14 protein-coding genes are annotated in these 23,336 nt (G+C 69.2%); 10 read left to right on the top strand and 4 right to left on the bottom strand.

Features of this window, described 5'->3' with window-relative positions:
- Positions 1 to 7: 7 nt before the first annotated feature.
- Entirely contained in the window at positions 8 to 949 is a 942-nt protein-coding gene (locus tag DBV10_RS11200) for a LysR family transcriptional regulator (protein ID WP_124513566.1), read from the bottom strand.
- Between the two features lie 69 nt (positions 950 to 1,018).
- Here DBV10_RS11200 and add point away from each other — a divergent pair, with 69 nt between their 5' ends.
- Positions 1,019 to 2,104: an adenosine deaminase gene (gene add / locus DBV10_RS11195; RefSeq protein WP_124513564.1), complete on the top strand. Its 1,086-nt coding sequence runs from the start codon at positions 1,019 to 1,021 to the stop codon at positions 2,102 to 2,104.
- Between the two features lie 11 nt (positions 2,105 to 2,115).
- The gene (locus tag DBV10_RS11190; RefSeq protein WP_124513562.1) at positions 2,116 to 3,135 is read left to right on the top strand and encodes a tripartite tricarboxylate transporter substrate binding protein; all 1,020 of its coding nucleotides are present in this window, start codon (positions 2,116 to 2,118) and stop codon (positions 3,133 to 3,135) included.
- Positions 3,136 to 3,162: 27 nt separating this feature from the next.
- Here DBV10_RS11190 and DBV10_RS11185 read toward each other — a convergent pair whose 3' ends face one another.
- Positions 3,163 to 3,912, bottom strand: a complete 750-nt coding sequence (locus DBV10_RS11185; RefSeq protein ID WP_124513561.1) for a LytTR family DNA-binding domain-containing protein — start codon at positions 3,910 to 3,912, stop codon at positions 3,163 to 3,165.
- Positions 3,893 to 5,113 (bottom strand): sensor histidine kinase, encoded by a 1,221-nt coding sequence (locus DBV10_RS11180; RefSeq protein WP_124513559.1) that lies wholly within the window; start codon positions 5,111 to 5,113, stop codon positions 3,893 to 3,895. The genes DBV10_RS11185 and DBV10_RS11180 overlap by 20 nt, the downstream gene beginning before the upstream one ends.
- A 52-nt stretch (positions 5,114 to 5,165) precedes the next feature.
- On the opposite strand from DBV10_RS11180, the gene argH reads away from it, so the two are divergent.
- The 3 genes from argH (at position 5,166) to DBV10_RS11165 (ending at position 9,407) form a co-directional block, all read left to right on the top strand.
- Positions 5,166 to 6,653, top strand: coding sequence for an argininosuccinate lyase (gene argH, locus DBV10_RS11175; RefSeq protein WP_124513557.1), 1,488 nt, complete (start codon positions 5,166 to 5,168; stop codon positions 6,651 to 6,653).
- A 185-nt stretch (positions 6,654 to 6,838) separates the two neighbouring features.
- Complete coding sequence (locus tag DBV10_RS11170) at positions 6,839 to 7,828, top strand: Bug family tripartite tricarboxylate transporter substrate binding protein (protein ID WP_124513555.1); 990 nt, start codon at positions 6,839 to 6,841, stop codon at positions 7,826 to 7,828.
- 139 nt (positions 7,829 to 7,967) lie between these two features.
- Positions 7,968 to 9,407, top strand: a complete 1,440-nt coding sequence (locus DBV10_RS11165) for a diguanylate cyclase domain-containing protein (protein WP_124513553.1) — start codon at positions 7,968 to 7,970, stop codon at positions 9,405 to 9,407.
- Positions 9,408 to 9,460: 53 nt separating this feature from the next.
- Here DBV10_RS11165 and DBV10_RS11160 read toward each other — a convergent pair whose 3' ends face one another.
- A complete protein-coding gene (locus DBV10_RS11160) occupies positions 9,461 to 10,069 on the bottom strand; it encodes a hypothetical protein (protein ID WP_124513551.1) in 609 nt (202 codons plus the stop codon).
- A 280-nt stretch (positions 10,070 to 10,349) separates the two neighbouring features.
- On the opposite strand from DBV10_RS11160, the gene DBV10_RS11155 reads away from it, so the two are divergent.
- The 5 genes from DBV10_RS11155 (at position 10,350) to DBV10_RS11135 (ending at position 23,330) form a co-directional block, all read left to right on the top strand.
- The gene (locus DBV10_RS11155; protein WP_124513549.1) at positions 10,350 to 16,358 is read left to right on the top strand and encodes an Ig-like domain-containing alpha-2-macroglobulin family protein; all 6,009 of its coding nucleotides are present in this window, start codon (positions 10,350 to 10,352) and stop codon (positions 16,356 to 16,358) included.
- A 75-nt stretch (positions 16,359 to 16,433) separates the two neighbouring features.
- Positions 16,434 to 18,797 carry a penicillin-binding protein 1C gene (gene pbpC, locus DBV10_RS11150; protein ID WP_124513547.1) on the top strand — a complete coding sequence of 788 codons (2,364 nt, stop codon included), beginning with the start codon at positions 16,434 to 16,436 and terminating at the stop codon, positions 18,795 to 18,797.
- 95 nt (positions 18,798 to 18,892) lie between these two features.
- A complete protein-coding gene (locus DBV10_RS11145) occupies positions 18,893 to 21,184 on the top strand; it encodes a diguanylate cyclase domain-containing protein (protein ID WP_124513545.1) in 2,292 nt (763 codons plus the stop codon).
- 219 nt (positions 21,185 to 21,403) lie between these two features.
- Positions 21,404 to 22,576 (top strand): alpha-hydroxy acid oxidase, encoded by a 1,173-nt coding sequence (locus DBV10_RS11140; protein ID WP_124513542.1) that lies wholly within the window; start codon positions 21,404 to 21,406, stop codon positions 22,574 to 22,576.
- 178 nt (positions 22,577 to 22,754) lie between these two features.
- Complete coding sequence (locus DBV10_RS11135) at positions 22,755 to 23,330, top strand: RNA polymerase sigma factor (RefSeq protein WP_124513540.1); 576 nt, start codon at positions 22,755 to 22,757, stop codon at positions 23,328 to 23,330.
- Positions 23,331 to 23,336: the final 6 nt, after the last annotated feature.

Here is a 23,336-nt window from a genome sequence, read left to right as displayed (position 1 = left end):
TGCGGATTCAGCCTGTGTGCAGCGCCTGGACAAGGAACTCCAGGCAGTCCTGCACCAGCGGCGGCCGCGCGCCCATGGGGGCGTGCACCAGGAGCGCCACCCGGCGCGAGATCACCGGCGCGTGCAGCGGGCAGACCCGCAGGGTGCCGGCATCCAGGCTGTGCGTGTACAGCCGCGAGATCACCCCCACGGCCAGCCCGCAGCGCACCAGGCTGTAGAGCGATTCGCTGTACAGCAGCTGGTCGGCCCGCGCCAGGTCGGCCCCATGTTGACGCAAGGTGGCCATGGCCAGCTCGTAGGTGCTGCCGCGCGCGAACAACGCCAGGCGTTCACCCGCTAGGTCCTGCCAGGTGAGGTGCTTGCGCCGGGCCAGGCGATGGCCCAGGGGCAGCACCGCCACCAGATCGTCCTGCGCCACGGGATACCTCTCGATCTGGGGCGGCAGGTCGAGCGCCACGCCCAGGGCCAGATCCACCTCCCCGCGTTGCAAGGCGGCCACGAGGTCGTCGTTGAGCGGGTCGCGCAGGCGCAGGTCCACGTCGGGGTGCTGCGCCAGCCACTGCCGCAGCGGCTCTGCCAGCAGGTGCATGGCCGAGGGCAGGGCGGCCACGCGCAGAGTGCGCTTGCCGTCGCCCAGTGTGCGGAAGAGGGCGTCCACCCCCTGTTCATAGCCGTTGACGAGGCGCTCCACCTGGGGCAACAGCAAGGCCCCCTGGGGCGTGAGGCGCACATGGTGGGTGCCGCGGTCCAGCACCGGGGCGCCCAGCACGGCCTCCAGCTCGCGGATGGACGCCGACAGCGCGGGCTGGGTGAGCGACAAGGCCTCGGCCGCTTGCCGAAAACTCAGGGCCCGCGCCACGGCCTGAAAGCTGCGCAACTGGCGCAGCGTGGGCGCGTGGTGCGGGGGCAGGCTGGCGGCGGCGGGGCTGTGGATGGGGTGCTTGCTCATAAATCGCCTTTATCACGCCATCAAATTAAATCACTTCCGTTATCACCTGGCGCTGCATAGCATGCGGCCATGCCCACCTTTCTGGCGCCCGCCGACCCGCTGTACCCGTTTCTCCACGCCCTGCCCAAGGTCGAGCTGCACTGCCACCTGCTGGGCACTGTGCGGCGCGCCACGTTCACCCACCTGGTGCGCCGTGCGGGTGCGGCCATCAGCGAGGCCGAGATCGAGGCCTTCTACACCCGCGGCGAAAAGCCCGTGGGCGTGCTGCGGGTGCTGCGGGCGCTGGATGCCGAGCTGATCCGCAGCCCCGACGACTTGCACCGGCTGACCTACGAGTACCTGCAGGACGCCGCCGCGCACCAGGTGCGTTATGCCGAGTTTTTCTGGAACCCCACGGGCACGGCCCGGCAGTCGGGGCTGGCCTACCCGCAGGCGCTGGCGGGTATCGTGCGCGCGATTGCCGATGCACAGGCCGACTTCGGCATCACGGGCCGGCTGATTGCTGCCATCGACCGCGAGGCGCCGCCCGAAGCCGCCACCGAGATGGTCGAATGGGTGCTGGCCCACCGGCGCGACGAGGTGATCGGCATCGGCATCGACTACCGCGAGGTGGACCACCCGCCCGAGTGGTTTGCACCCGCCTATGCCCTGGCGCGCCGGGGCGGGCTGAAGACCACGGCCCACGCAGGCGAGTTCGGCATGCCCTGGCACAACGTGCGCACGGCGGTGGAGCTGCTGCAGGTGGACCGCATCGACCACGGCTACACCGTGCTGGACAACCCGGCCTTGGCGCGCGAATGCGCCGACCGGGGCATCGTGTTCACCGTGGTGCCCACCAATTCCTACTACCTGCGCACCCTGGCCCCCGAGCGCTGGGCGCTGGACCACCCCATCCGCCACATGCCGGCAGCCGGCCTGCGCATCCATCCCAACACCGACGACCCGACCCTGCACCACGTGGACCCCACGCAGGCCTGGGCCATGATGGTGCGCGACTTCGGCTTTGACGCGGCCGACCTGCGCGGCTTCATGGCCAATGGCCTGGACGCCGCGTGGATCGACGACAGCACGCGCCGTGCCTGGCGCGCGCAGTGGCTGGCCGCGTTCGACACACAACTGGCGGCGGCAGACCCTTTCTGCGCCGTGCCATCCTGAAGGAAGTTCCCATGTCCCCCCTGTTGCCCCCTTTCTCTTCGCGCAATCGCCGCCGGGCGTTGTGGGCCCTGGCCGGCCTGGTGGCCTGCGGCGCGGGCGTGTCCGCGCAGGCCCAGGCCCAGGCCGCCTGGCCGGCGGCCAAACCCATCACGCTCATCGTGCCCTTCAGCGCCGGGGGCAGCGTGGACGTGACGGGACGCCTCATCGCGCAGAAGCTGGGCGAGCGCCTCAAGCAGAGCGTGGTCATCGACAACGTGGCGGGGGCCGGGGGTGTCATCGGCATGGAGAAGGCCGCCAAGGCCGCGCCGGACGGCTACACCCTGGTGCTGGGCGCGGACAGCCCCGCGGCCATCGCACGCCTGGTGAACCCCGCGGCCGTGCGCTACGACACCCTCAAGGACCTGGCGCCCGTGGGCCTGGTGAGCACCGCGCCCATGGTGATCGTGGCGCGCCCCGGGCTGCCCGCCAACACGCTGGCCGACGTGGTGCGCCTGGCGCGCGAGAAGCCGGGCCAGCTCAGCTACGCCACCTCGGGCGTGGGCACGGTGCTGCACCTGGCCATGGAGCGCGTCAAGGAGCAGAGCAAGACCTTCATGGTGCACGTGCCCTACCGGGGCGGGGCCCAGATCGTGACCGACGTGATCGGCAACCAGGTGGACCTGGCGGTGCTCATCAGCGTCACGGCGGCGCCCCATATCCAGAGCAAGAAGCTCAAGGGCATTGCGCTCACCGACGACCACCGCATGCCATCGCTGCCCGAGGTGCCCACCGTGGCCGAAACGGCGGGTTTCAAGGGTTTTGGCATGGTTTCCTGGACGGGTATTTTCGCGCCCGCCCACACGCCGCCTGCCGTGGTGGAGCGGCTCAACCGTGAGCTGGCCGAGGTGCTGCGCATGGACGAGGTGCGCGCCAAGCTGGTCGACGGGGGTGCCGCGCCCGGCAAGGGCTCCGCGGCGGACTTCACGCGCTTCGTGCAGGCTGAAAGCGCACGTTATGCCGCCATCGTGAAGGCGGCGAACATCAAGGAGTGAAGGGCGGGTGAGGGGCTGGTGGTGCGTTCAGCGCGCCAGCTCTTCCCGCACCGCTGCCACCTGCCTGCGCGACACGGCCAGCAGCTCGGTGGAGCCCTGCAGCCGCACGGCCCAGCCTTCGCCTTCCTCCGGGTCGTAGTGTTTCTCCAGCGCGCGCATGGCGCGGCGGGCCACCAGGGCGTTGCGGTGGATGCGCATGAAGCGCGGGGCAAATTTGGTCTCGATGTCGCTCAGCGAGCCGTCCATGATGTAGCTGCGCGTGGTGGTGCGCACCGTCACGTACTTCTGCTCGGCCTTGAAGTACAGCACCTCGGCCAGGGGCAGGCGCTCGGTGCGGCCCCGGTCCTGGATCAGCAGGGTTTCGCCCTCGGGCACGCTGGGGGCCGTGGCGGGCAGGGGGCTGCGGGTGCCGCGCTGCACCTTGGCCAGGGCCTGCTGCAGGCGCTCGCGGCGCACGGGCTTGGTGAGGTAGTCCACCGCGTCCAACTCGAACGCGCTCACGGCGTGGTCGGCATGGGCGGTGACGAACACCACGGCCGGGGGCTGGGGCAGGGCCTGCAGCGCATGGGCCAGGGCCAGGCCGTCCTGCCCCGGCATGTGGATGTCCAGCAGCACCAGGTCAAAGGCACGGCCACCCGTGGGGCTCAGCAGCGCCAGGGTTTCTGCGGCATTGGAGGCCTCGGCCACCGTGCAGCGCACCGTGTCGGCGCAGTCGGACAGCAGGGTGCGCAGGCGGCTGCGCGCCAGGGTTTCGTCATCAACGATGAGGATATTCATGGTCGTCGGTGGGAGTGGGGTCTGCAGAGGGAACGGCGCCGCGGCGGACGCTGCCCCGGGGGCCGTCGCGGTGGCGGGAGGGCATGCGCGAGCGCGGCTTTTTCAGGTCGGCGGCGGGCAGGGTGATGCGCACCTGGTACAGACCGTCCAGCACGCCGGCAGTGAATTCACCCTGCACATCGTGCAGCAGCGCCAGGCGTGCGCGCACATTGGCCAGCGCAATGCCGTGGCCTTTGGGGGCCGGGTCATCGCCCTTGCCGCTGCGGCCTTTTTCCTTGGGGGGCAGGGTGTTGGTGATGCGCACCACCACGCGGCTGCCGCGCAACTCGGTCAGCACCCGCAGCTTGCCGCCGCGCGGGCTGGGTTCCACGCCGTGTTTGACGGCGTTTTCTACCAGGGGCTGCAGCAGCAGCGGGGGCAGGCGGGCGCTGTCGGTGCGTGGGTCCAGGTTCCACTGCACCTGCAGGCGCTTGCCAAAACGCACCTCCTCGATGGCGAGGTAGCGGCGCGCCAGCGTGATCTCCTCGGCCAGCGTGACCGATTCCCCTTGTTCCACCAGGGCCACGCGGAACAGGTCGGACAGGTCTTCCAGCAGTGATTCGGCCTTGGCGGGTTCTTCGCGCACCAGCGCGATGGCGCTGTTGAGGGTGTTGAACAGAAAGTGCGGGCGGATGCGCGACTGCAATTCGGTCAGGCGTGCCGTGGTGGCGGCTGGCGTGCGGCCCCGCGCGCGCAGCACCAGGGCCGCCACCAGCATGGCGGCCAGCAGGGCGCCGGTGGCGGCACTGGCCAGCCAGGGCGGCGGCGCGGCCATGCCCACCAGGGCCAGCATGCCGCAGGCATAGGCACCGGCCAGCGCGCCCAGCAGCACGCCCGCCGCGTATTGCTGCGCGGTGGACAGGCGCTGCAGCACCGTCTTGAGGCTGCAGGCCGTGACCAGCCACACCAGCGTGGCGGGCAGGGCACCGCCCGTCAGCAGCGCCAGACTGGCCAGCCACTGCAGGGGGCTGCCGGCACCGTACATGGCCCCCACGCCCACCACCACCTCCACAAACAGCACGGCCCGCAGCACCACGCCGACCTGGCAGGCATCGAACACCAGCGCCCGCCCACGGGGTGGCTGGGGGCTGCGCCGCGCACCCCTGGAAAGGGGCGAATCCTGCGGCGCGGGCGGGGTCGATAAAATTTGCGTGTTTTGCATTGCGGCGCCCGGGTTGTCCGGGTGTCTGAACCTCCGGATTATTGCCCTCCTTATGTCCAAAGCCCAAGCCACCAGCACTGACTCTGCGCCGTCCCACAACCAGCTCGACACCAAGGCCCAGGCCTGGTCGGCGCTGTTTTCCGAGCCCATGAGCGACCTGGTCAAGCGCTACACCTCCAGCGTGTTCTTCGACAAGCGCCTGTGGCAGGCCGACATCGCGGGCAGCCTGGCGCACGCCGAAATGCTGGCGGCCCAGGGCATCATTGGCGCCGAAGACCATGCCTCCATCCAGCGCGGCATGGCGCAGATCACGTCCGAGATCGAGTCCGGCGCGTTTGAATGGAAGCTGGACCTGGAAGACGTGCACCTGAACATCGAAGCCCGCCTGACCCAGCTGGTGGGCGACGCCGGCAAGCGCCTGCACACCGGTCGCAGCCGCAACGACCAGGTGGCTACCGACGTGCGCCTGTGGCTGCGCGGTGAGATCGACCTGATCGGCGACCTGCTCAAAGAGCTGCAGGTGTCGCTGGTCGATGTGGCCGAACAGAACGTGGAGGTGATCCTGCCCGGCTTCACCCACCTGCAGGTGGCCCAGCCCGTGAGCTTCGGCCACCACATGCTCGCCTATGTGGAAATGTTCAAGCGCGATGCCGAGCGCATGGCCGACGTGCGCCGCCGCACCAACGTGCTGCCGCTGGGCAGCGCGGCCCTGGCCGGCACCACCTACCCGCTGGACCGCGAGCGCGTGGCCAAGACGCTGGGCATGGTGGATGTGAACGGGTCCCCCGTGGTGTGCCAGAACAGCCTGGACGCCGTGAGCGACCGCGACTTCGCCATCGAGTTCACCGCTGCGGCCAGCCTGTGCATGGTGCACGTGAGCCGCCTGTCTGAAGAGCTGATCATCTGGATGAGCCAGAACTTCGGCTTCATCAAGATCGCCGATCGCTTCACCACGGGCAGCTCGATCATGCCGCAGAAGAAGAACCCCGACGTGCCCGAGCTCGCGCGCGGCAAGACCGGCCGCGTGGTGGGCCACCTCATGGGCCTGATCACCCTGATGAAGGGCCAGCCCCTGGCCTACAACAAGGACAACCAGGAAGACAAGGAGCCGCTGTTCGACACCGTGGACACGCTCAAGGACACGCTGCGCATCTTTGCCGAGATGGTCGGCGGCCAGTTCAACCCCGCCACGGGCCAGAAGGAAGGCGGCATCACGGTGAATGCGCCCGCCATGGAGCAGGCCGCACTCAAGGGCTATGCCACCGCCACCGACCTGGCCGACTACCTGGTGAAGAAGGGCCTGCCCTTCCGTGACGCGCACGAAACCGTGGCCCATGCCGTGAAGGCGGCCACCACGCATGCCTGCGACCTGTCGGAGCTGCCCCTGGCCGTGCTGCAGGGCTTTCACCCGCAGATCGAAAAGGACGTGTACGAGTGCCTGAGCCTGCGCGGCTCGCTCAACGCCCGCAACACGCTGGGCGGCACGGCCCCCGCGCAGGTGCGCGCCCAGTTGGCGCGCCACCGCGCACGCCTGGGCTGAAAGGCGGCGCGACATCCCCCTGTGGCGCTGCGCGCCTTCCCCCTTCTCTCGTATTGCTGCGCAATTCGGGAAGGGGGACGCCGCCAGCGCGGCGGGGCGGCCCTTGCGCGGCGGCCACTGGCATGGACCGTGTCCAGTTCAAAGACGCGCCGTTTATTAACGAATCTCACAATTGGAGTTTTGCCATGACGACTTCCCGCCGCAACCTGCTGTTCCGCCTCGTGCGCACCGGTGCCTTTGTTGGGGCCGCGCTGGCCGTGGGGCTGGCTTCGGCCCAGCCGGCCAAGCCGATCCGCCTGCTGGTGGGCTTCCCGCCCGGTGGGGGCTCGGATGCGATTGCGCGCACGCTGTCCGAAAAGCTCAAGGATGAGCTGGGCGTGCCCGTGGTGGTGGACAACCGCCCCGGCGCGGGCGGCCAGATCGCCGCGCAGACGCTCAAGGCGGCGGCGCCCGATGGCACCACGCTGTTCATCACACACGACCACACCATCTCCATCCTGCCCCAGGTGGTGAAGAACCCCGGCTTCGACCCGGTGCGCGACTTCGTGCCCGTGGGGGGCTTTGCCACCTTCGTGAATGCGTTTGCCGTTTCGGGCGGCACGCCCGCCAAGTCGTTCACCGAGTACGTGCACTGGGTCAAGGCCACGGGCCAGGGCAAGGGGGCCGTGGGCATCCCGGCGCCGGCCTCCACGCCCGAGTTTCTGGTCAAGCTGATCGGCCAGAAGTACCAGCTGGACCTGGTCTCGGCCCCGTACCGGGGCGCCGCGCCCATGATGGCCGACATGCTGGGCAACCAGATCGGTGCGGGCGTGGGCTCGGTGCAGGACTTCATGGAGAACCACAAGGCCGGCAAGGTGCGCGTGGTGGGCGTGCTGGGCACCAAGCGCCAGGCCGCCATGCCCGATGTGCCCACCTTCGACGAGATGGGCCTCAAGGGCTTTGAAGACCTGCCGTACTACGGCATCTATGCGCCTGCCGGCACGCCGCAGAAGTTCATCACCGACTTCTCGAACGCGCTGGCCAAGGTCGTGGCCCAGCCCGATGTGCGCGAGCACCTCACGGCCATGGGCCTCACGGTGGGCCACATGACGCCCCAGCAGCTGGCGGCGCGCCAGCAGGCCTACACCGAAGCCTGGACGCGCATCATCAAGACCAGCGGCTTCGTGGCGCAGTAAGCAGGCGCGCAGGCGCGTTGCCTGCCGCTCGCTTTGCATGGAGCGAAGGGGGTTCGCTTATGCTGTGGCCGGCCCTGGTGCACCGGGCTCAGTTCCGGTGTGCAGGGGCCATTTCTTACGGCCCTCTCTCTTTTGCCCCATGTCCACCAGCCGCCTCCCTTCCCACTTGATCCAGCATCGGTACCTGCCCCTGGTGGTGGGGGTGTGCAGCGGTGCGCTGGCGGCGTTGCTGGCCTGGGTGGTCATTGACATTTCGCACACCAAGGCGCGCGCCGAGATCGCCGGGCAGGCGCAAAGCCATTTGCTGCAGATCCGCGACCGCTTGGACCGGCAGCTGCAAAGCACGCTGTCCGTGCCCGAAACGGTGGCGGCCTTCATCGCGGCGCAGGGCAGCATGTCGCCCGACATCTTTGCCACCGTGGTGGGCCGCCTGCTGGAACACCAGCGCAACATCCGCAACCTGGCGCTGGCGCCCGACAACGTGATTGCCGATGTCTACCCCCGGGTGGGCAACGAGCGCGCCATCGGCCTGCGCTACCTGGACAACCCGCAACAGCGCGACGCCGTGGAGCGGGCCATCCAGACCCGCCGCACCGTGGTGGCGGGCCCCATCACCCTGGTGCAGGGCGGGCTGGGCATCATCAGCCGCACCCCGGTGTTTCTGGCCCACCCGCCGGAGCGGCCGCCCGTGGGCGGGCCGCCGTATTGGGGCATTGTTTCGCTCACGGTCAATGCCGACACCCTGTTTGCCGACGTGGGGCTCAACTCCGAGCAGATGGGTTTTCAGGTGGCGGCGCGGGGCCTGGACGCCATGGGCGCGCAGGGCGCGGTGTTCATCGGCCGCCCCCAGCTGTTTGACGAGGCCCCCGCCACGCTCGATGTGCCCTTGCCCGGCGGCGGTAGCTGGACTCTGGGCGCTGTGCCCATCGGCGGCTGGGCGGCGGCAGGCCGCGCACCCACGCTGGTGGTCATGCTGGCCTATGCCTTTGCGCTGGTGCTGGGCCTGCTGAGCGCGCGGCTGGTGCGGGCCCACCAGCAGGTGCTGGCCCTGGCCAGCCACGACCGCCTCTCGGGGCTGCCCAACCGCCGCCTGTTTGAGGACCGCCTGTCGCAGGCAGTGCTGGCGGCCTACCGCGACCACCGAGCGGGCGCGCTGCTGCTGGTGGACCTGGATGGCTTCAAGGCCGTCAACGACAGCCTGGGGCATGGCAGTGGCGACCAGGTGCTGGTGCGTGTGGCCCAGCGCCTGGCGGGCCTGGCGCGCGCCAACGACACCGCCGCCCGGCTGGGGGGCGATGAATTTGCACTGGTGCTGAACGCCGTGGCCTCGCCCGAGGCCGCCATGGAACTGGCGCACAAGGTGCTGGCGGCGCTGGTGGCGCCCATCGGGCTCGACAACGGCCAGCATGTGCTGGTGGGCGCCAGCATCGGGGTGGCGCTGTTCCAGGGGCCGGCCGTGGAGTCCCTGCCCGCGTTGATGGACCGCGCCGATCACGCGCTCTATGCGAGCAAGCGCGGCGGCAAGGGGGTGGCCACGCTGGCCGATGCCCCGGGGGGCGCTGCGGCGCTGCAGGGCTGACCCGCGGGCGGGAAGGGCCTCTGGGCCCCTGGGCCTTTGCGCCTCTCAGCCTCTCAGTGCAGGGCCACCTGCAGCTCGGCCCGGGGCGCGCTGCCGAGGCCCTGACCCATCCTCTTGCCCGCCTCGGGCGGCGGCAGCACGGCGGGCAGGCCCAGCGCCTGGATGGCCAGCTCACGGTGCCAGCCCTGGATGTGGTGCAGGTGGTGGTCCTCGTTTTTCTCTACGGCCTTGTAGGCGGCCTTGAGCGTCTGGCCCACGTCACCGATGGCCACCCGGGCCACCCGGCCCAGCAGCTCCCAGTGGGCGTGGTTCCTGGTTTCGGCATGCAGCACGCACTCGCAGGCCGCGCGCTGGGCGGTGTCCGGGTCGCAAGTGCGCTGGGCCGTCTCGATGGCCTGCACCCATGCATCGCCCAGCTGCCGAGCCACGGCCCGCGCGGCGCTGGGGGCGTCCGGGTGCAGGCCCAGTGCGTCGCACATGCGGCGCACCACGGCCTGGTGCGCCTGCGCGTCCTTGAGGTAGCCCTGCCATTCCTTCTTCAGGGCGGGATGGTGGGCGCAGGCGATGGCGGCGCGGTACACCAGCTCGCCCATCTGTTCGGTTTCCATCATCTGCAGCACCAGCTCATCCAGCTGGTGGCTGTCGTAGTGCACACGGGTCATGGCGTCTCCTTGCAGTGTGGTTGGCATGGGCCGCGCGCTGGGCTGGGGGAGGGCCGTGCAACGCAGCAGCGTGGAACAGGTTTGTGCCAGTGTGCGCACTTTGGGCGAGCCTGTCCATGGGGGAAAAAGCCCGGTGGCGGCCTCGTTGCCTGCATACGTAAGCGCTTGCAACGCTGTGCTGGCGCGGGTGCCGTTTTGTTACGCTCGCAGGTCGTGCAATTCCCCTTCCCCGCGCGGGGCCACCGGGGAGGCCCGCCCTGGTTCCTTCGGAGGGGAAGACATGAACAAAAAACAATGGATGCTGGCCGCTGGCCTGTCGCTGGCGGCCTGGGGCGCGCAGGCCCTGCAGATCAGCAGTTTTTCGCCCCAGGGCGAGGTGGCGCGGGTGCGCCAGGTGGTGGCCAAGTTCGACGCGGCGGCGGTCAATTTTGGCGACCCCAAGGCCCAGGCGCCCATCAGCCTGTCCTGCAGCGATGCCGGCGCCACCAAGGGCACGGGCCGCTGGACCGGCGAGCGCGAGTGGGTGTTCGACTTCGAGCGCGACCTGCCGCCCGGCGTGCGCTGCACGGCCACCGTCAAGCCCGGGTTCAAATCGGCCGCTGGGGCTGATCTGACGGGCGCTAAAAGCTATCAATTCAATAGTGGCGGGCCCTTTGTCCAGGCCATCCGTCCCAACCCCTACGAACAGATCGACGAAGAGCAGTTCTTTGTGCTGCAGTTCAACGGGCCGGCCACCGTGGCCAGCGTGCAGGCCAACGTGTGGTGCACCGCCGAGGGGGTGGGCGAGCGCATCCCCGCGCGCATGATCGACGGCGCCCAGCGCACCGAGATCCTCAAGGCGCTGGGGCTGGACAAACCCGCGGCGCAAGACCCCCTGCAATACGCCACCCTGGCCTGCAACCGGCGCTTCACCTCGGGCTCGCGCATGCAGGTGGTGTTCGGCAAAGGGGTCAGTACGCCCAGCGGCGTGCCCAACACGGTGGAAAGGCGCTTCGACTTCAAGGTGCGCGAGCCGTTTTCGGCAGAGTTCAGCTGCGAGCGCGAGAACGCCCAGGCCGCCTGCCTGCCCATCCGTCCGATGCAGCTGTTCTTCAATGCGCCCGTGCCACGCAACCTGGCCACGGCCATCCGCCTCAAGTCGGCCAAGGACACCCTCAAGCCCCAGGCCGACGGAGGCGTCGAAGGCCAGAAAGGCGATGCGTTGGTCAACAGCGTGCAGTTCACTGCGCCCTTGCCTGAAAACACGGCCTTCACCATCGAGCTGCCCAAGGACTTCAAGGACGCCTCGGGCCGCACGCTGCGCAATGCCGACAGCTACCCCCTGAAGGTGGCCACGGGCGGCATGCCGCCGCTGGCCAAGTTTGCGGCGGCCTCGTTTGGCGTGGTGGAGCGTTTTGCCGAAGGCCCGGCGGGAAGCAACCCGCCCGCCTTGCTGCCGGTAACCCTGCGCAACGTGGAAGCCGCGCTGCGCGTGCAGGGCCTGCAGCCCGGCGCGCCGGGCGCGGCCGCACCGGCGGGCAAGGTGAGCACGCTCCAACCCGGCACCGATGCCGAGATCATTGCCTGGTTCCGCAAGGTCAAGCGCTACGACAACTACACGGTGGACCGCCAGCAGGCGCGCCAGGACGTGACCGGCCCGCTGCCCAAGGCGCTGGACGATGAGCGCCACCAGGTGCAGACGCGCATGCTGTCGCTGCTGGCCGGCAAGGGCGGCGTGAAGACGCTGGACCTGCCCAAGCCCGCGAGCAATGACGCCCGCCCCTTCGAGGTCGTGGGCATCCCGCTGCCGCCGGGTTTCCACGTGGTGGAGATCGCCTCGCAGAAACTCGGCGCCTCGCTGCTGGACGACCGCCATGGCGAGGGCCGCACGATGTACGTGCGCACCTCGGCGCTGGTCACCAACCTGGGCGTGCACTTCAAGCTGGGCCGCGAGAACGCCATGGCCTGGGTGACCACGCTGGACAAGGGCCAGCCGGTGGAGGGCGCCAGGGTGCGCGTGTCCGACTGCCGGGGCAACGAGGTGGCCACGGGGGTTACCGATGCGCAGGGCCTGGCGCGCCTGGAGGGTGTTTCTACGGACTCGCCGACCTGCGGCGATGGTTATGGAGAGGGCGACGGCAGCCGGGGCTACTTCGTGAGCGCGCGCCACAAGGGCGCCGACGGCGTGGAGGACATGGCCTTCACCTGGAGCGACTGGCAGCGGGGCATCGAGCCCTGGCGCTTCAACGTGCCCACCAGCAGCGCCCCCGAGCCCGACGAACGGGCCCACACCATCTTTGACCGCACCCTGCTGCGCGCGGGCGAGACGGTGTCGATGAAACACCTGCTGCGCACCGAAAACCGCAAGGGCTTCGGTGTGCCGGGCACGGGCCCCGACACCCTGGTCGTCACCCACGTGGGCAGCGGCCAGCAGTTCACCCAGCCGCTGGCCTGGCGCGGCACGGCCACCGGCGGTTTCAGTGCGCAGAGCACGTTTGCCGTGCCACCGGCCGCCAAGCTGGGCCTGTACCAGGTCGAGCTGCGCAACCAGTCGAACAACGGCCGCAGCTTCAGCTCGGGCGAGTTCCGCGTGGAGGAGTTCCGCCTGCCGGTGCTCGAAGGCCGCATCGCGCCCGCCGACAAGAAGGCCCTGGTGCGTGTGCGCTCGGTGCCCACCGATGTGCAGATCAACTACGTGGCGGGCGGCGGTGCGGCCCACCTGCCGGTGCGCGTGTCGGCCATGGTGCGTGGCAAGATGCTGAACTACAGCGACTACGAGGCCTTCAGCTTCAACCCGCCCCGCAAGCGCGAGCAGTCGAACGCCCACAGCGACGACGAGGAGGCCACGGCCAGCCAGGACGCGCGCGTGATCGCCGACAAGCTGCCGCTCACGCTCAACAAGGACGGCGCGGGCAAGGTCACCATCGACAACGTGCCCCAGTCCCGCCAGCCGCAGGATCTGGTGATGGAAGCCACCTACGCCGACCCCAACGGCGAAGTGCAGACCATCCGCAGCACGCAGGCCCTGTGGCCTGCCGGCGTGGTGGCCGGCATCAAGACCGAAGGCTGGGTGTCGGCCCGCCAGAAGATCCGCTTCCAGGCGCTGGCGCTGCAGCTGAGCGGCAAGCCGGCCGCCGACATGTCCCTGCAGGTGCAGGCCGTGGCGCGCATCACCACCACCACGCGCAAGCGCATGGTGGGTGGCTTCTACAGCTACGACAACCAGACCGAGACCAAGGACCTGGGCACGCTGTGCAGCGGCAAGAGCGACGCGCGTGGCCTGCTGCTGTGCGAGTCCAAGCTCGACGAACCCGGCGAGGTGGAACTGGTGGTCACGGCCACCGACAAGGACGGCAACACCAGCGTGGCCGCGTCGTCGGTGTGGGTCACGCGCCAGGGCGAACTCTGGTTTGGTGGCGAAGACCACGACCGCATCGACCTGCTGCCCGAGAAGAAGAGCTACCAGCCGGGCGAGACCGCCAAGTTCCAGGTGCGCATGCCGTTCCGCTACGCCACGGCGCTGGTGGCGGTGGAGCGCGAGGGCATCATCGACACGCAGGTGGTGCAGCTCAACGGGCAGGACCCGACCATCAGCCTGAAGATCCAGCCCGAGTGGGGCCCCAACGTGTACGTGAGCGTGCTGGCCCTGCGCGGCCGGCTGCGCGAGGTGCCGTGGTACAGCTTCTTCACCTGGGGCTTCAAATCGCCGCGCGAGTGGTGGACGTCGTTCTGGTACGAAGGCCGTGAATACCAGGCGCCCACCGCGCTGGTGGACCTCTCCAAACCCGCCTTCCGCCTGGGCCTGGCCGAGATCCGCGTGGGCACGCAAGCCCACCAGATCGACGTGAAGGTCGCGGCCGACAAGGAAAGCTACGCCGTGCGCGGCAAGGCGCAGGTCACCATCACCGCCACCCTGCCCGGCGGCAAGCCCGCCGCGAATGCCGAGGTGGCCGTGGCCGCCGTGGACCAGGCGCTGCTGGAGCTGATGCCCAACAACAGCTGGAACCTGCTCGAAGCCATGCTCCAGCGCCGCAGCTGGGGCGTGGAGACCTCCACCGCGCAGATGGAGATCATCGGCCGGCGCCACTACGGCAAGAAGGCCGTGCCCGCGGGCGGCGGCGGCGGCAAGGCGCAGACGCGCGAGCTGCTCGACACGCTGCTGCTGTGGCAGCCCGCGATCCAACTCGATGCCAACGGCCAGGCCAAGGTGACGGTGCTGCTCAACGATGCGCTCACCACCTTCAAGATCGTGGCGGTGGCCGATGCGTCCACCGGCCTGTTCGGCACTGGCAGCACCAGCATCCGTAGCGCGCAGGACCTGCAGATCATCAGTGGCCTGCCGCCCCTGGTGCGCGAGGACGACCAGTTCCGCGCCCAGCTCACGCTGCGCAACACCACCAAGGCGGCCATGAAGGTCGAGGTGGCGCCGCGCGCCACGCTGCTGGACCTGAAACCACAAACCGTGGACATCCCCGCCGGTGAATCGCGCGAGGTGGCCTGGAGCGTGACCGCGCCTGCCCAGCTCGCGCAGACCCGCGCCCAGGCCATCCTGTGGGAGATCGAGGCCAAGGACCAGGTCAGCGGCGCACGCGACGCGCTCAAGGCCAGCCAGAAGCTGATCCCGGCCGTGCCGCTCACGGTGCAGCAGGCCACGCTGGTGCAGGTGGATGGCAGCTTCAACCTGGACGTGAACCCACCGGCCGACGCCTTGCCGGGCCGGGGCGGCCTCAAGCTGTCGCTGCAGCCCAAGCTGGCCGAAGGCCTGCCGGGCGTGCGCGACTGGTGGGCGCGCTACCCGTTCGCCTGCCTGGAGCAAAAGACCAGCAAGGCCGTGGGCCTGCGCGACGGCGCGCTGTGGCAGACCGTGGTGGCGCAGCTGCCCACCTACCTCGACAGCGACGGGCTGGCCAATTACTTCCCGCCGCGGGATGGCGACAGCAACCGGGGCAGCGACACGCTCACCGCCTATGTGCTGGCCGCCACGCACGAGGCCGCCGCCGTCAACCCTGCCTTTGCCCTGCCGGACGACGTGCGCGCACCCATGGAGCGCGGCCTGATCGCCTTCATCGAAGGCCGCATTGAGCGCAGCTTCTGGAGCCCGCGCAAGGACCTGGACATGCGCAAGCTCGCCGCCATCGAGGCACTGTCGCGCTACGGCAAGGCCCAGGGCCGCATGGTGAGCAGCGTCACCATCGCGCCCAACCAGTGGCCCACGCATGCGGTGATCGACTGGGTCAATGTCCTGAAGCGCGTGGCCGACGTGCCCGAGCGCGACAAGCGCCTGGCCGAGGCCATGCAGATCCTGCGCGCGCGCCTGTCGTTCCAGGGCACCAAGCTCATCTTCAGCACCGAGCAGGACGACTACTGGTGGTGGCTGATGCAAAACGGCGACGTGAACACCGCGCGCCTGATGCTGGCCGTGATGGACGACCCGGCCTGGAAGGACGACATGGGCCGCCTGGCCAACGGCTTCATCAGCCGCCAGCAAGCGGGCGCGTGGCACACCACCACCGCCAACCTGTGGGGCGGGCTGGCGCTGGAGAAGTTCAGCGCCAAGTTCGAGGCCGTGCCGGTGTCGGGCACCACCAAGGCCACCATGGGCGGCAACAACGCCAGCGTGGACTGGAGCAAGGTCGAGCGCGTGAAGAGCAGCGACGCGACAGGCGCCGCGCACCAGACGACCTGGTTCGGCGCGCCTGCATCGCCGGGCAACCTCAAGAACAACGGCATGTTCCTGCCATGGTCCAGCGCGGTAGGCAAGGCCGGTGGCAAGGAGCAACTCGCCGTCGCGCACCAGGGCCCCGGCAAGCCGTGGCTCACGCTGCAGTCGGTGGCCGCCATCCAGCTCAAGGCGCCCTTCGCGGCGGGGTACAGCATCACCAAAACCGTGACGCCCGTGGAGCAGGCCAACAAGGCGCTGCCGCCCGGCCAATACACCCGTGGCGACGTGCTGCGCGTGACGCTGGAGGTGAACGCCACCGCCGACATGACCTGGGTGGCCATCACCGACCCCATCCCGGGCGGCGCCACCATCCTGGGCAGCGGCCTGGGCCGCGACTCGGCCATCGCCACGCAGGGCGAAAAGGCGCGCACCGGCCCCGGCTGGCCCGCGTTCGAAGAGCGCAGCTTCGAGTCCTTCCGCAGCTACTACGAATACCTGCCCAAGGGCACGGTGAAGATGGAATACACCGTGCGCCTGAACAACGTGGGCGACTTCGCGCTGCCCCCGAGCCGCGTGGAGGCCATGTATGCGCCCGAGATGTTTGGCGAGGTACCCAACGCGCGGGTGAAGGTGGAGGCCGGAAAGTGATGCCACGGGCCGCCGCTGCGGGGCAGGCTGTGGCTGCAGCCTGGGCCGGGGCCGTTGTCGGCAGGGGCCGCCAGCATGGCCGCTGACCATCGCCGTGCTGCGCGGCCGGGGCGGCCGCAGCAGCAACCGGCCCCCCGCCTGCGGTGGTGGTTTGCTTCTGTTTTGATAGCTTCTTTCGCTCTGCCAGCGCGCGCCATCCCTGCTTTTGATGAAGTCCGTGCCGACTTCAAGCCCTCCGACACCCAGGTCCTCTCGCGCGAAGGCGAGGTGCTGCAGCGCCTGCGCACCGACCCCACGGTGCGGCGCGGCCAGTGGGTGCCGCTGGCTGACATCTCGCCCGCGCTGCGCCAGGCGCTGGTGCTGAGCGAGGACAAGCGGTTTTTTGAACACAGCGGCGTGGACTGGCGCGCGGCATCGGCCGCCGCCTGGGGCAACCTGTGGAACCAGCGCACGCGCGGGGCCAGCACCATCAGCATGCAGCTCGCAGGGCTGCTCGACGGCGACTGGCGCCAGGGGCCGGGCGGGCGCAGCGTGGTGCAAAAGCTGGGGCAGACCGTGGCGGCCCAGGTGCTGGACCGGCGCTGGCGCAAGGACCAGATCCTGGAGGCCTACCTTAACCTTGTGCCGTTTCGCCGCGAGCTGGTGGGCATTGATGCGCTCTCCCGCACGCTGTTTGGCAAGGCCGCCCATGGCCTGGACGACCGCGAGGCGGCCGTGGCCGCCGCGCTGGTGCGCGCGCCCAATGCCCGGCCCGCGCTGGTGGCGCAGCGCGCCTGCGGGGTGCTGCGCGACATGCAGCGGGGCGCCCGCATCGACTGTGATGCGCTGGACCTGTTCACCACCGCCGCGCTGCAGCGCCGCGCGTTTGACGCCAGCGAAGGCGTGGCCCCGCACTTTGCGCGCCACCTGCTGCGCCAGCGCTTCGGCAAGGACGGGGCGGTGCCCGAGCGTGTGCAGAGCACGCTGCGCGCGCCCCTGCAGCGCTTTGCGGTGCAGACCCTGCAGCAGCACCTGCGCGAGCTGCGCGGCCGCAATGTGGAGGACGGCGCGGTGCTGGTGCTCGACAACGCCACGGGCGTGGTGCTGGCCTGGGTGGGTTCGTCGGGGCAGCTCAGCCAGGCGAGCGAGGTGGACGGGGTGCTGGCGCTGCGCCAGCCCGGCTCCACGCTCAAACCCTTTCTCTATGGCGAAGCGATTGCCGAGCGGCGCCTTACGGCCGCGTCGCTGGTCGATGACTCGCCCGCGCACATCGCCACGGCGGGCGGGCTGTACATCCCGCAAAACTACGACCGGCAGTTCAAGGGCTGGGTGTCGGTGCGCACCGCGCTGGCCGCGTCGCTCAACGTGCCGGCGGTGCGCACGCTGGTCATGGTCACGCCCGGCGCGTTCCACCGGCAGCTGCGCGCGGTGGGCCTGCCGTTGCGTGAGAGCGGTGACTACTTTGGCTTTAGCCTGGCGCTGGGCAGCCCCGAGGTGCCGCTCGTGCACCTGACCAACGCGTTTCGCACGCTGGCCAACGGCGGGCGCCTGAGCCCGGTGGCCCTGGCCGCCCCGGCTGCGGGCCGGGCGCCGGCCTTCGTGCAGGGCCTGGACGCACGGGCCGCTTTCATCGTGGGCGACATCCTGTCCGACGGCAATGCGCGTGTGCGCACCTTTGGCACCGACAGCGTGCTGGCCACGCGCTTCTGGACGGCGGTGAAGACCGGCACCAGCAAGGACATGCGCGACAACTGGGCCGTGGGCTGGTCCGAGCGCTACACCGTGGGCGTGTGGGTGGGCAATGCCAGCGGCGCGGCCATGCACGACGTGAGCGGCACCAGCGGCGCCGCGCCGATCTGGGCGGCCGTGATGGGCTTTCTGCATGCCCGCGAGCCCAGCCGGGCCCCCAAGGCACCGGCGGGCCTGCTCAAGGCGGGGGTACGCTTCGGCCCCGGGTCGGCGGCGGATGGGGCGGATGGCGGCGGGGGCGGCGGCGCAGGGGCGCGCGCGTTCCAGGGCCGCCCGCCGCTGGAGGCCGCACGCGACGAGTGGTTTTTGCAAGGCACGCAGCAGCCCCTGTTTGCGATGGATGCAGTGGCTGGTGGTACCGATCCTTCCAGCGCAAAGGCCCCCAAAGGCTCCAGGAGATTGGCCGCCCCGGCGGCAGAGGCTTTGCCTGGCCCCGCCCGCATCACCGCACCAGCGGCCGGTACCATCATTGCGCTGGACCCGGACATCCCCCCCACGCGCCAGCGCCTGCAGTTCACTGCCACGGGCAGTAACCTGTTGTGGCACATGGACGGCAAGCCCCTGGGCCGTGGCCCCCGGGTGGCCTGGCTGCCCTGGCCCGGGCGGCATGTGGTGCAGATCACCGACGCGGCCGGGCAGGTGCTGGACGAGGTCCGCATCGAGGTGCGTGGCGCCGGCGTGGCGGCCCCGGCGCGGGCTGTTGCACCTTGATGGGCGATTAAGCCGACGTTAAGCCGACGAATAGGGTGTGACTTCCGCCGATTGCGTCCCGGTGGGGTCGCCTAAAATGGTTACAAACTATTTCTATGCCGTTTTTGCGCCAGTTCTTCTCTCACCGCCTGATCTGGCTTGCCTTGTTGGTCTCCCTGGGGATCGGCGCGCTGTTTGCGCGCTCGATCTGGACGATCCGCAACGACGAATGGAACTATGCGGTGCAGACCAACAGCAATCTGGTGCAGACCCTGGAGCAGGGCCTGGGCTGGGTGCTGGATTCGTTTGACAAGTCCCTGGAGGGCGTGGCCCGCGAGGTGAGCCGCCCCGAGGTTTGGGCCTTGTCGCCCGATCTGCGCGCCCGCGTGGTGTTCGACAACTCCTTGCGCGCCCGGGGCGCGGGCGATGTGCTGGTGCTCGATGCGCGGGGCAACATCGTGCTCGATTCGGGCTCCCTCACGCCGCGCAAGGTCAACCTCTCCGACCGGGACTACTTTCTGGCGTTCAAGGTGGATGGTCACCAGGCCCTGTTCATTGGCAAGCCCGTGCCCTCGCGCATCACGGGCCTCAACATCCTGCCCCTGTCCCGGGCTTACTACCATGCGGATGGCAGCTTTGCGGGCGTGGTGGTGGGGGCGGTCCGCCTGAGCTATTTCAACGAGCTGTTTGGCTCGCTGGACATGGGGGCCAACAGCGGCGTGAACCTGTTCCGCAGGGATGGAACCGTGATCTCGCGCTTCCCGTATGGGGATGCGGACGTGGGCAAGACCATCGCAGGGTCGCCCAACCTCGAGCGGTTCCAGAAAGAGGTCAACGGCGCGTTTGTGGGCAAGGCGGCGATTGACGGGGTCACCCGCCTGTATGCCTTCCGGCAGGTGGGCGAATTTCCGCTGATCGTCAATGTGGCCCAGGCCACCGACACCATCCTGGCCAAGTGGTACCGCAGCGCGCTGTGGCTGGGCGGGTTTGCGCTGCTGCTGATGGCGGCTTGCCTGGGCCTGGCGATGCTGTTCGTGCGTGAGCTGATCCTGCGCCAGCAGGTGGCGGCCCAGCTCAGCGAGGCCGAGCACGATGTGCGCACCATCCTCAACAACATGCCGTCCATGATCGGCTACTGGGATGCACAACTGCTTAACCGGTTTGCCAACAAGTCGCTTTTCGAGTGGTTTGGCATGGAGCCCGAGCGACTGCGTGGCATGCATTTCAGCGAGTTGGTGGGCCTCGACCGGTTTGCGGTGAGCAAACCCTTCCTGGAGCGCGCGCTGCAGGGCGAATCCCAACTGTTCGAGAGCACCCTGCTGGATGTGCACGGCGCCTCGCACCACATGATCGTGTCCTATGTGCCCGACACCGAGGGCGACGCGGTGCGTGGCATCTTTGTGCAGACCACGGACATCTCTGATCGCAAGCGCATGGAGGACGAGCTGTTCGACGAGAAGGAGCGCGTGCGCCTTACGCTGCAGTCGATTGGCGATGCCGTGGTCTGCTCGGATGCCCGGGGCTACGTGACCTACCTCAACCCCGCGGCCGAGCGCCTGACGGGCTGGCAGGCCTTCGACGCGGCGGGGCACAACGTGGACGATGTGGTCTGCCTGCGTAGCCCCGACAACGATGCGCTGCTGCCCAGCCCCTTGCGCGCGGCCATCCTGCGGGGGGCTGCCATGGAGGCCATGCGCGGTGTGGTGGTGCACCGTGGCAGCGGTAAGCGTTTCCAGGTGGAAGAAACCGCCAGCCCCATCACCGACCGCCATGGCGCCGTCAATGGGGCGGTGGCGGTGCTGCGCGACGTGACCGAGGCCGTGGCCATGGCCGAGCGCATGGCGCACCTCGCTCAGTACGATGCGCTCACCGACCTGCCCAACCGTGTGCTGCTGCACGACCGCGCGCAACTGGCCATTGCCCAGGCGCGGCGCGACAGCAAGTCGCTGGCTGTGATGTACCTGGACCTGGACGGCTTCAAGGAGGTCAACGACCGCCTGGGCCATGACGTGGGCGACCTGTTGCTGGTGCAGTTTGCCCAGCGCCTGAAGGCCGCCGTGCGCGCGTCCGACACCGTTTGCCGCCAGGGCGGTGACGAATTTGTGGTGCTGCTGCCGGGCCTCGACGGCGCCGAGCCCGCATGTGGTGTGGCGCGCAAGATCCTCGCCTCGTGCGACGCTCCCTTTGACCTGGGCGGGCAGTTGGTGCGCGTCGGACTCAGCGGCGGCATTGCGCTGTTCCCGCAGCACGGCGACACCTTCGACGCGCTCTCGCGCCACGCCGACAGCGCCATGTATGCCGCCAAGCGCGGCGGCCGCATGCGCTTCATGCTCTATCGGGGGCCCGATGCAGACCCCGTGGCCGTGCTGCCCGAGGTGGCCGTTAGCGCCGGTGAGGCCGATGGGTAAGCGGCGGCACTGGGGGCGGTGTGTTTGCTACTGAATTTGTAGCTTCTTGAGCTGATCCATAGGGCGCTAGGGTCGGTTTTTTGTGTGATTGATGGTGCGCACGGCCGCGCGCATGGGCGCCCTGCTGGAAATTTGTTGCAGCCCATCGAAATAATTTTGATGGCTGGCCCGCGCGTCAGCGCCTACCATCTGGCGCATTTCCCACCCTGGAGAGCCCGCGTGCCTGACCTGTCCAAAATCACCTGCATCGAAGACCTGCGTGCCATTGCCCAGCGCCGCGTGCCGCGCATGTTCTACGACTATGCCGATTCAGGCTCGTACACCGAGGGCACCTACCGCGCCAACACGCAGGACTTCCAGTCCATCAAGCTGCGCCAGCGCGTGGCCGTGAACATGGAAGGGCGCAGCACCCGCACCACCATGATCGGCCAGGACGTGGCCATGCCCGTGGCCATTGCGCCCACGGGGCTCACGGGCATGCAGCATGCCGATGGCGAAATTCTGGGCGCCAAGGCAGCCAAGGCGTTTGGCATCCCGTTCACGCTGTCGACCATGAGCATCTGCTCCATCGAAGACATTGCAGAGCACACGGGCCGCCACCCGTTCTGGTTCCAGCTCTATGTGATGCGCGACCGCGACTTCATCGAACGCCTGATCGACCGCGCCAAGGCCGCCAACTGCTCGGCGCTGCAGCTCACGCTCGATCTGCAGATCCTGGGCCAGCGCCACAAGGACATCAAGAACGGCCTGTCCACCCCGCCCAAGCCCACCCTCGCCAACCTGATCAACCTGGCCACCAAGCCCCACTGGTGCCTGGGCATGCTGGGCACGAAGCGCCGCACCTTCGGCAACATCGTGGGCCACGCCAAGGGCGTGGGCGATCTGTCCTCGCTGTCGTCGTGGACGGCCGAGCAGTTCGACCCCCAGCTCAACTGGGGCGATGTGGAGTGGATCAAGAAGCGCTGGGGCGGCAAGCTGATCCTCAAAGGCATCATGGACGCCGAAGACGCGCGCCTGGCCGCCAACAGCGGCGCCGACGCGCTCATCGTCAGCAACCACGGCGGTCGCCAGCTCGACGGCGCGCCATCCTCCATCGCGGCGCTGCCCGGCATTGCCGAGGCCGTGCGCCAGGCGGGCGGCGGCATCGAGGTCTGGATGGACGGCGGCATCCGCAGCGGGCAGGACGTGCTCAAGGCCCGCGCGCTGGGCGCACAGGGCACGCTGATCGGGCGCAGCTTTCTGTACGGCCTGGGCGCCCATGGCGAGGCGGGCGTCACGCGCGCGCTGCAGATCATCCAGAAGGAGCTGGACATCACCATGGCGTTTTGCGGCCACACCAACATCAACACGGTGGACCGCTCCATCCTGCTGCCGGGCACCTACCCGGTCTGAAGCAGACCTGCCCGAGGGCTGACAAAGCCCGCTCCCCCAAGGCCGCATTGCGGCCTTTTTCTTTTTCTGGCGCGGCCCCTGAATCCGGCGGGCGGCTTGTGGCGTATTCACCCACAGACGACACCCACAGACGATGCCCCCAAGCCGCGAATCCAGACCGATCCCACACAATGGGCGCATGAGCACCCGCCACCCCGACAGCGAACTGATGGACCTCCTCGACCGCCTTGCCGCGCGCGACGATGCCGCGCTGAAAAGCCTGTACGAACGCACGGCGTCGCCGCTGTTGGGCCTGGCCCTGCGCATTGTGCGCAGCCGCGATGCGGCCGAGGATGTGCTGCAGGAGGCGTTTTTGACCATCTGGCGCAGCGCGGGCAGCTACCGCGCATCGCTGAGCCCGCCCATGGCCTGGATGGGGCTCATCGTGCGCAGCCGCGCGCTGGACGCACTGCGCAAGCGCAGCAGCGACCGGGCCGACCGCATGAACGAGCTGGACGACGAGATGGCCCAGACGCTGGAAGGCGACTCGCCCAACCCCATGGATGCCGCCGACGCCAGCGAGCAGGCGTTTGCCTTGCACCACTGCCTGGGCAAGCTGGAGAGCAGGCAGCGCGAGGTGGTGAGCCTGGCCTACCTGCGCGACCAGAGCCATGGCGAGCTGGCCGAGCAGCTCAGGCTGCCGCTGGGCACCGTCAAGACCTGGATTCGCCGGGGGCTGGAGCAACTGCGTGCCTGCATGGCGCGCTATGCCTGAGGTCGC

The sequence above is a fragment of the Acidovorax sp. FJL06 genome (assembly GCF_003852545.1).
In the GTDB taxonomy this organism is placed as follows: Bacteria; Pseudomonadota; Gammaproteobacteria; order Burkholderiales; family Burkholderiaceae_C; genus Acidovorax.
The sequence above is the reverse complement of the archived record's forward strand: the minus strand, read 5'-3'. Positions and strand labels throughout refer to the sequence as shown.

Coding starts and splice junctions, on each gene's coding strand:
- DBV10_RS11200 (WP_124513566.1), bottom strand. CDS start 949: ATGAGCAAGCACCCCATCCACAGCCCCGCCGCCGCCAGCCTGCCCCCG.
- add (WP_124513564.1), top strand. CDS start 1,019: ATGCCCACCTTTCTGGCGCCCGCCGACCCGCTGTACCCGTTTCTCCAC.
- DBV10_RS11190 (WP_124513562.1), top strand. CDS start 2,116: ATGTCCCCCCTGTTGCCCCCTTTCTCTTCGCGCAATCGCCGCCGGGCG.
- DBV10_RS11185 (WP_124513561.1), bottom strand. CDS start 3,912: ATGAATATCCTCATCGTTGATGACGAAACCCTGGCGCGCAGCCGCCTG.
- DBV10_RS11180 (WP_124513559.1), bottom strand. CDS start 5,113: ATGCAAAACACGCAAATTTTATCGACCCCGCCCGCGCCGCAGGATTCG.
- argH (WP_124513557.1), top strand. CDS start 5,166: ATGTCCAAAGCCCAAGCCACCAGCACTGACTCTGCGCCGTCCCACAAC.
- DBV10_RS11170 (WP_124513555.1), top strand. CDS start 6,839: ATGACGACTTCCCGCCGCAACCTGCTGTTCCGCCTCGTGCGCACCGGT.
- DBV10_RS11165 (WP_124513553.1), top strand. CDS start 7,968: ATGTCCACCAGCCGCCTCCCTTCCCACTTGATCCAGCATCGGTACCTG.
- DBV10_RS11160 (WP_124513551.1), bottom strand. CDS start 10,069: ATGACCCGTGTGCACTACGACAGCCACCAGCTGGATGAGCTGGTGCTG.
- DBV10_RS11155 (WP_124513549.1), top strand. CDS start 10,350: ATGAACAAAAAACAATGGATGCTGGCCGCTGGCCTGTCGCTGGCGGCC.
- pbpC (WP_124513547.1), top strand. CDS start 16,434: ATGGCCGCTGACCATCGCCGTGCTGCGCGGCCGGGGCGGCCGCAGCAG.
- DBV10_RS11145 (WP_124513545.1), top strand. CDS start 18,893: ATGCCGTTTTTGCGCCAGTTCTTCTCTCACCGCCTGATCTGGCTTGCC.
- DBV10_RS11135 (WP_124513540.1), top strand. CDS start 22,755: ATGAGCACCCGCCACCCCGACAGCGAACTGATGGACCTCCTCGACCGC.